Here is an 8,543-nt window from a genome sequence, read left to right as displayed (position 1 = left end):
GCTATCACACCGCCAAAGAGGTGATCGACGGGCACCCGACCGAGGTGCTGCGCGATGGCGTCATCCTGTGCTCCGGCCTGCAAGCCCGCAAGTTGGGCAGTCTGGAACTGATGGAGTTGCTGCGTCTGCGTGGCGTGCAAAACCTCGGCTCGGTCAAGCATGTGTATCTGGAGCCATCTGGTCAGGTGTCAATCTTTCCGTTGGAAACCCCGGTGCTGGGATTGCCGATCGTGCCACCGGTGGAAGGCGCATTGGTGATTACGGAAAACCGCGCAGACCTGTGCTGCAACAATTGCGGCACTTTGGCATCGCCTCAGGATGATTGTGCCGAACGTGGTGCGCGCACCCGCATCGCAGCCCAGATGGCACCCGCTTGGCAATGATGCACGGTCGGGGCTGACCGCTACAATTTGATTAAAATTTGCCCATCCTCTGCGCGCAAAATATTCTGCGGGGTGCGGGGTGCAAAACCCCGCGGACGGCAATCTCCCCACAATCCCTAAAAAATCCTTAACACCCCCCTCCTAACCCGTTGAAATCCCTCCAACGCCCCTCTGGCCACGCGCGGGCACCCCCCTACCGCCAGACAGCGTTTCCATATATACCCCCTCCCATGTCGCAAAATCCGCCAAATCTCCGCCCAGACCTCGCCCCGAAACCTAGTTTCAGCGAAATGATCCGCCCCGGCCAGCCCACAATCGGCATGGTTAGCCTCGGCTGCCCAAAAGCTCTTGTGGACAGTGAACGCATCCTCACCCGCCTGCGCGCCGAGGGCTACGCGATCAGCCCCGATTACAAGGGTGCCGACGCCGTGATCGTCAACACCTGCGGCTTCCTCGACAGCGCCAAGGCGGAATCATTGGAGGCAATCGGAGAGGCCCTCGCCGAGAACGGCCGCGTCATCGTCACCGGCTGTCTCGGTGCCGAACCCGAATACATTACCGGTGCGCATCCGAAAGTTCTCGCCGTCACCGGCCCGCATCAATACGAGGCGGTGCTCGATGCCGTCCACAAAGCCGTCCCCGCCAAGCCAGACCCGTTCATTGATCTGCTGCCCGCCTCAGCCGTCAGCCTGACCCCGCGCCACTACAGCTACCTGAAGATTTCTGAGGGCTGTAACCACAAATGCAAGTTCTGCATCATCCCCGACATGCGCGGCCTGCTGCAATCCCGCCCCGCTCATGCCATCCTCCGCGAGGCTGAAAAGCTGGTCGAAAACGGCGTCCGCGAACTGCTGGTGATCAGCCAAGACACCTCCGCCTACGGGGTAGACCGCAAGCATGACCTGTCCCCGTGGAAGGGTGGCGAAGTCCGCGCCCATATCACCGACCTCGCCCGCGCGATGGGGCATCTCGGCGGCGACACCAAACCCTGGGTCCGCCTGCACTACGTCTACCCCTACCCGCATGTCCGCCAACTGATCCCGCTGATGGCCGAGGGGCTGATCCTGCCTTACCTCGACATCCCGTTCCAACATGCCGATCCAGGCGTGCTGAAACGCATGGCCCGCCCCGCTGCCGCTGCCAAAACGCTGGACGAAATCGCCGCGTGGCGTGCCGTTTGCCCCGATATCACCCTGCGCAGCACCTTCATCGTCGGCTATCCCGGCGAAACCGAGGCTGAGTTTCAAACCCTGCTCGATTGGATGGACGAGGCGCAACTCGACCGCGTTGGCTGCTTTCAATACGAAAACGTCGCCGGTGCGCGTAGCAACGATCTGCCCGATCATGTCCCAGATGAGGTCAAGCAGAACCGCTGGGATCGCTTCATGGAGAAAGCGCAAGCGATTTCCGAGGCCAAGCTCGCGGCGAAAGTCGGCAACACCATCCAAGTCATCGTTGATGAAGTCGATGACGAGGGTGCCACCTGCCGCACCAAATCCGATGCGCCGGAAATCGACGGCAACCTGTTCATTGATGAGGATTTCGAGGGTCTCAAACCCGGCGATATGGTCACGGTCACCGTTGAGGAAGCCGGAGAATACGACCTATGGGGGCAGCGGGTCTAACTCGCTAACCCGTCATTTCAAATGCGCCCGCGCCAGCATCGCGGCCTCAACCCGATTGCGCACATGCAGCTTTTGCAGGATTGAGGTCATGTAGTGCTTGACGGTCTTCTCTTGAATATCGAGTTTGCGCCCGACCTCTTTATTGGAAAGCCCGGTCGCCACCAGCCGCAGAATACCCTCCTCGCGGCGCGATAAATCGGCCAGCGGATTGGGCTCTCCCGCAGGCTTACCACGCAACGCCACCAGCAATCGTCCAGCCAGACCGGGCGAGACATAAGACCGCCCTGCCACCAGATCGCGCACGAGGTCAACCAGTTCGCTCGCCCCGACGCCCTTCAGGATATAGCCCGCCGCCCCCAGTTTCAGCGCCGTCATCAGATCGCCCTCATCCTCCGACGCGGTCAGCATCGCCACCAAAGGCGGCTTTTCCATCTGCATGATCTTGGTCAGGGCGCCAATGCCGCCGCCTTTTGGCATCGAAATATCGAGCAGCACCAAATCGGGCGCAAGCTCGGCACAAAGCCGCGCCGCAGCCTCGCCATCTTGGGCCTGACCCACCACTAAGATGCCCGCATCGGCCAGTGTCCGCGCCACGCCGTCGCGGTAGATCGGGTGATCATCCGCCAGAACCAGACGAATATTGCTCATGCCGCCCCCCTCAAATCCAATTCCATCCACAGTTCGGCCCCCGGCCCGTCTGCACGGTTGGCAAAGCTGATATGGCCACCAAGGCTTTCAACCCGGTCGGTCAATCCGGCCAGCCCTAGCCCCGCATCATCGCCCACAGGCTCCGGCAACTGCGCCAAACCCGGCCCGCGATCCAGCACCGACAGCACCAGAACATCACCGTCACGCCGCAAATGCACCGCTTGCCCATGACCCTCTGCATGCCGCCAAGCGTTGTTCAGACCTTCCTGCACGAAGCGAAAACAGCAGATTTTCACCGCCGCAGGCAGGGCCCCCACCGCCGCAAAATCCACCTCAACCGGAGTGCCAGTGCGCGCGATATGCGCCTCGACCACACCGCGCAGAATATCCTCCAGCGACTTGTGCTCTATGTCGGGCAGCGATAAGCCTCTGGAGATATTGCGGATTTCGACAATCGAATCCTTCACCGCGCGCTGCACAGCCGCCAGATCATCTGCCGCAGCACCCGAAACTTGACCCTGCAACGCATCCAGCCGCAGCGCCGCAAAGCCCATCAACTGCGCCGGACCGTCATGCAGATCGGCGCCAATCCGCCGCAACGCCTGATCATTGACCGAGGCAAATCGCGCCGACGCGCTCTGCACCCGCAAGCGCAGCGCAAGGTTGCCCGCCGCCATGTCTTTCAACGCCGCAACCTGCCGATCAATCGTGCGACTGCCGCGCAAAACCACCGCAAACAAGCTGGCGGCGATCAGGGCCATCGCCCCCGCCACCGTCAGCCAGCCCATCGCCCGCGCCCAAGCCAAGTCTTGCTTCAACTGCGTGGCGACCTCATAAAACTCGGCCACCGCGATGACTTTGCCGGATTTGATCTCACGGATCGGGCTGTAAATTTCCAGCAGCGGGATGCCCAAGGCGTGCTCGGCCGCGTCCTCCTCATCTTGAGTGTCGTTGAAATCTGCGCGGACTTCGCCGCCCCAGGCTTTCTTCAGGTTCTCGGTGGGCGGAAAGCGTTGCCCGACCACCGCAAGGTTTGAAGCATCCACCAGCAGCCCGCCCGGTCGCCAGATTTTAAAGCTGACCACACGCTTACCCAAGGCGGTATCCGCCAACAGCTCACCGATTTTAAGCCGCGATTCCTCGGATAAATCGCTGCGCTGCGCCAAATCCTGCGTCAGCGGTGCTATAAAACTTTCCATGTAAAGCGCAGTCGCATTGGCGGTGTTGCGCACCACGACTTCTTCAATGCGGTTGGCTACGAAATAGCCGCCAAACCCAGCCGATACCAACATGACCACGCCGCCCGCCAACGCGAACTGACGCGCCAGCGACAGTCTGGACCATGCGCCGAAATCGACCCTCGCCATCCGTGTCCCCATTCGGCGTCTCGTTGCTAAGGCTATAGCCCCGGCTTGTTTAGCCCAACGATGAACCCTGCAACTTACAGTAGATCTTCTTCCTCGCGGGTCACATCGATGCCCATTTCTTCCAAGCCGGCCTCTAGATTTTCTGCCAGATCGGTCATACCCAACAGATATTCCACTGCCGGTGCGGTCGCCTCAACTTGCGCCACTACGACCGCCGCGCCGAATTCTTCCGCCGTGTAGGTGCCGCGGCCCACCCAAGCCAATGCGGTCAGATGCGAGGTTTCATCCACATTCAATCCGGCAAGTAAACCCCGCAACTCGGCCGCCGCCGAAGCAGTGGTTTCGCGAGAAAGATAAATGATTTCAACAACTTTAGCCGGGGCAATCTCTAACATATTCGTCTCCTGTTACCATCGTAAACCACGCGAGCGCGGGACGTTGCCGCAGAGTATGCTTTAAAGCAGCCAGACCGCCAGCCCATAACCGACCGACCCCGCCAGCGTCGCCGCAACCACAGATCGGCTTGCGCCATAAACCGCCAACACCGCCAGCGTGCCAATCACCAGCGGCAACGGCACGCCGCCTTTTAGCATGGGCAGCGCAGAGGCTACAAACAACGTCGCAATCGCCGCAGGTCCAGTTGAGGCCAGAAATCGCGCTAAAATCCCATCCGGTTTGATGCCGGATAAGTCGGCTTTGGTTGGGAAAAACCGAAATGCCCAAGTGCAAGGACCGACGATCAGGGCGAGGCTTAAAATCTCAAGCCGCATCGCCGCGCCTCACCAAGAGCCCGGTCAGCGCGCCCGCGACCATGCCAGATAAGATGCCAGCCGTGCCCGACCACGCAAACGTCACAGCGACCGTAACGGCCATCGCTATCGCAATTACAGGCAGTTGCGCCTTGGACAAAATCGACAGCAGCAGCGCCAAAAACAACGCGGGCAGCATGAAACCCAAAGCCGCATCAATCACCGGATATTCTTGCAAGGCAGCCCCGCCCGCAAACGCGCCCAGCGCCGTGCCAGACAGCCACGAGGCATAAGCCGTGAGACCCAGCCCAAACATAAACGCCTCTGAAAAGGCCACCTTGCCGCGCGCCAAAGCCCCCAAAGCCGCGCCAAACACTTCATCGGTCAGCCCAAACGCCCACGCCCACGCATATTTTGTGCGCGCCTCTGGCCCGACCCGTTTGATTAACGCCGGACCATAAAGCACATGCCGAATGTTCATCGCCACCAGCGTGAACGCCGAGACCAGCAGCGGAGCGCCGCCAGTGATCAGCGCCAGCGCCAGAAACTGCGCCGCCCCGGCATAGATAATCAGCGACAAACCAAACGCCTCCAAGCCACTCAGGCCGGCGCGCGTCGCCGCCACCCCGAACGAAAACGCGATCGGGAAATACCCCAAAGCGATCGGCAAGGCGGTGACAACGCCTGCAGTGAAACTGGTTTTCGGAGCGTCTGTATTCATCGCTAATTGCTAAGCGGTTCGGCAGATTTGGTCAACTTAAGCCCGCCGTTTTTGCCGCCGCTCACCTGCCAAAAGAAACTGGCCGCTTCAGAAGCAAAAGCGGCCAGATGTTAACAAAGCGTTAAATCGACCACCCTAAGCCATTGAAACCAACCATCTCTAAAAGCTCCCAAGTTGGGAGCATCACTCCGCCGCCTCCATATAGCTCTCCAACGGCGGGCAAATACAGATCAAATTCCGGTCGCCATACACGTTATCAACCCGCCCAATCGGCGGCCAATATTTATCGACCCGGAACGCCCCCGGCGGGAAGCAACCCTGCTCGCGCGGATACTTCCGAGTCCAATCCGCGACCAGATCTTCCACCGTATGCGGCGCGTGCCGCAGCGGGCTGTCCTCGCTGGAAATCTCGCCGTTCTCCACCGCCGTAATCTCCGCCCGGATCGCCAGCAACGCCGTGATGAAGCGATCAATCTCGGCCTTGGTCTCGGATTCCGTAGGCTCCACCATCAACGTCCCCGACACCGGCCAAGACATCGTCGGCGCATGGAAACCATTATCAATCAACCGTTTTGCGATATCATCGACCGTCACGCCGACCTCGGCAAACGGCCGGGTATCCAAGATGCACTCATGCGCCACCCGACCTTTGTTGCCCATGAACAGAATCGGATAAGCCCCTTTCAACCGTGCCGCGATGTAATTGGCGTTCAGAATCGCCACCCGCGTCGCCTGCGTCAGCCCCTCGCCCCCCATCATCAGACAGTAGGCCCAAGAGATCAGCAGAATCGAAGCGCTGCCATAAGGTGCCGCCGAAACCGCACCTTCACCGCCCGTTTCGGAATGCCCCGGCAAATACGGCGCGAGATGCGACTTCACCCCGATCGGCCCCATCCCCGGCCCCCCGCCACCATGCGGGATCGCAAACGTCTTGTGCAGGTTCAAATGGCTGACATCCGAGCCGATCTCGCCAGGTTTCACCAACCCCACCAGCGCATTCATATTCGCGCCATCGAGATAAACCTGCCCGCCAAACTCATGCGTGATCTGGCAAATATCCCGCACGGTTTCCTCAAACACCCCATGCGTCGAGGGATAAGTGATCATGCAAGCCGCCAACTTGTCGCCCGCCGCAGCCGCTTTGGCGCGGAAATCTTCCACGTCCACATCGCCATTTGGCATGGCTTTCACCACCACAACCTCCATCCCCGCCATCTGCGCGCTTGCGGGATTGGTGCCATGCGCCGACACCGGGATCAGACAGACATGCCGATGCCCCTCTCCGCGCCCGCGATGATAGGCGGAAATCGTCAACAGCCCGGCATACTCCCCCTGCGCGCCGGAGTTCGGCTGCATCGAGAACGCGTCATAGCCGGTGATTTCGCACAGTTTATGTGACAAGTCCTCAATCGCCTCGCGGTAGCCAAGCGCCTGATCGGCGGGGATAAAGGGATGCAGGCTGCCAAACTCCGGCCAAGTGATCGGCATCATTTCCGCCGCCGCGTTCAGCTTCATGGTGCAAGACCCAAGCGGGATCATCGCGCGATCCAGCGCAAGATCACGGTCCGACAACCGCCGCATGTAGCGCATCATTTCCGACTCCGCCCGGTTCATATGGAACACCGGATGCGTCAGATATTCCGACTGCCGCAGCATAGCCTCGTCAAAGCCCAGCTCGGCCTTCGCGGGCGGCGAATCCTGAATGCCAAACGCCCGCAGCACCCGTCGAAGCACATCCTCGTTGCTGGTCTCGTCCAGCGAAATCCCGACGTGATCACGCCCAACCTTGCGAAAGTTCAGCCCCTCCAACCGCGCAGCTGCCAAAATCCCCGCCTGCCCAACGCCGACATTCACGGTGATCGTGTCGAAAAACTGCTTCTGCGGCAGCTCTGCGCCGGCATCCCGCAGAGCCTTTGCCAGCCGCACCGTCAGCGAATGAACCCGCTCCGAAATCGCCCGCAGCCCCAACGGCCCGTGGAACACCGCATACATGCTCGCCATCACGGCCAGCAAAGCCTGCGCCGTGCAGACGTTAGAAGTCGCCTTCTCGCGCCGTATATGTTGTTCACGGGTTTGCAGCGCAAGCCGGTAGGCTTTGTTGCCGTGCGAGTCGATGGAGACCCCAACAATCCGCCCCGGCATCTGGCGTTTATGCTCATCCTTGCACGCGAAAAATGCGGCATGTGGCCCGCCATAGCCCATCGGCACGCCAAAACGCTGGCTAGAGCCGACGGCGATATCCGCCCCCATCGCCCCCGGTTCGCGCAACATACACAAAGCCAGCAGATCGGTCGCCACCACGGCAATCGCCTTCGCCGTGTGCAAGGCGTCAATCCACGGCGTTAAATCGCGGACATGGCCCCACGTGCCGGGATATTGGAAAATCGCGCCGAACACCTGATCCGCTTGCAACGTTTCAGCATCGCCGATCATCACCTCAATTCCCAAAGCATGCGCTCGGGTCTGGATCACGCCAATGGTTTGAGGGTGACACCCTTCGTCCACGAAAAACTTTTTCGCTTTAGACTTTGCAACCCGCTCCGCCATCGTCATTGCTTCTGCAGCCGCCGTCGCCTCGTCCAACAACGACGCATTCGCCACTGGTAGCCCGGTCAGATCGGCCACCATGGTTTGATAGTTCAACAACGCCTCTAGCCGCCCCTGCGCGATCTCGGGCTGATAGGGCGTGTAAGCGGTATACCACGCCGGATTTTCCAGAATATTCCGCTGGATCGCAGGCGGCGTCACCGTGCCGTAATAGCCCTGCCCGATCAGGCTGGTCATCACCTTGTTGCGGCCAGCCACCGCCCGCATCCGCGCTAAAAGATCATGCTCAGACAGCGGCGCCCATCCAAGCGGAATGCTTTGGCGGATTGAGGCAGGCACGGTTTCGTCAATCAACGCATCAAGGCTGGCAACGCCGACGGCCTTCATCATCTCGTCCATTTCCGATGGCGAGGGGCCAATATGGCGGCGGTTGGCGAAGTCGTAGGGATCATAGTCAACAGGAGTAAAGGTCATAGTGCCCCCTTAGGATGCAAGATTCAAAC

At 60.3% G+C, this 8,543-nt stretch carries 8 protein-coding genes; 2 read left to right on the top strand and 6 right to left on the bottom strand.

Annotated features, from left to right (window positions below; genetic code table 11):
- A partial coding sequence (locus JWS10_RS09750; protein ID WP_299506812.1) for a YetF domain-containing protein occupies nt 1–383 on the top strand: 383 nt, incomplete at its 5' end.
- A gap of 230 nt (nt 384–613) precedes the next feature.
- A complete protein-coding gene (gene rimO / locus JWS10_RS09745; protein WP_299506809.1) occupies nt 614–2,008 on the top strand; it encodes a 30S ribosomal protein S12 methylthiotransferase RimO in 1,395 nt (464 codons plus the stop codon).
- Nucleotides 2,009–2,020: 12 nt separating this feature from the next.
- Here the strand turns inward: rimO and JWS10_RS09740 are convergent, their stop codons facing one another.
- The 6 genes from JWS10_RS09740 to gcvP form a co-directional block, all read right to left on the bottom strand.
- The gene (locus JWS10_RS09740; protein ID WP_299506806.1) at nt 2,021–2,656 is read right to left on the bottom strand and encodes a response regulator transcription factor; all 636 of its coding nucleotides are present in this window, start codon (nt 2,654–2,656) and stop codon (nt 2,021–2,023) included.
- A complete protein-coding gene (locus JWS10_RS09735; RefSeq protein ID WP_299506803.1) occupies nt 2,653–4,023 on the bottom strand; it encodes a histidine kinase in 1,371 nt (456 codons plus the stop codon). Before JWS10_RS09735 ends, JWS10_RS09740 begins: the two co-directional genes overlap by 4 nt.
- Nucleotides 4,024–4,097: 74 nt before the next feature.
- A complete protein-coding gene (locus JWS10_RS09730; RefSeq protein ID WP_299506800.1) occupies nt 4,098–4,418 on the bottom strand; it encodes a DUF3775 domain-containing protein in 321 nt (106 codons plus the stop codon).
- A gap of 60 nt (nt 4,419–4,478) precedes the next feature.
- Nucleotides 4,479–4,793 carry an AzlD domain-containing protein gene (locus JWS10_RS09725; protein ID WP_299506798.1) on the bottom strand — a complete coding sequence of 105 codons (315 nt, stop codon included), beginning with the start codon at nt 4,791–4,793 and terminating at the stop codon, nt 4,479–4,481.
- Nucleotides 4,783–5,493 (bottom strand): AzlC family ABC transporter permease, encoded by a 711-nt coding sequence (locus JWS10_RS09720; protein ID WP_299506796.1) that lies wholly within the window; start codon nt 5,491–5,493, stop codon nt 4,783–4,785. The genes JWS10_RS09725 and JWS10_RS09720 overlap by 11 nt, the downstream gene beginning before the upstream one ends.
- Nucleotides 5,494–5,676: 183 nt before the next feature.
- Entirely contained in the window at nt 5,677–8,514 is a 2,838-nt protein-coding gene (gcvP, locus tag JWS10_RS09715) for an aminomethyl-transferring glycine dehydrogenase (RefSeq protein WP_299506793.1), read from the bottom strand.
- Nucleotides 8,515–8,543: the final 29 nt, after the last annotated feature.

The sequence above is a fragment of the Cypionkella sp. genome (genome assembly GCF_028290025.1).
Classification (GTDB): Bacteria; Pseudomonadota; Alphaproteobacteria; order Rhodobacterales; family Rhodobacteraceae; genus Cypionkella.
The sequence above is the reverse complement of the archived record's forward strand: the minus strand, read 5'-3'. Positions and strand labels throughout refer to the sequence as shown.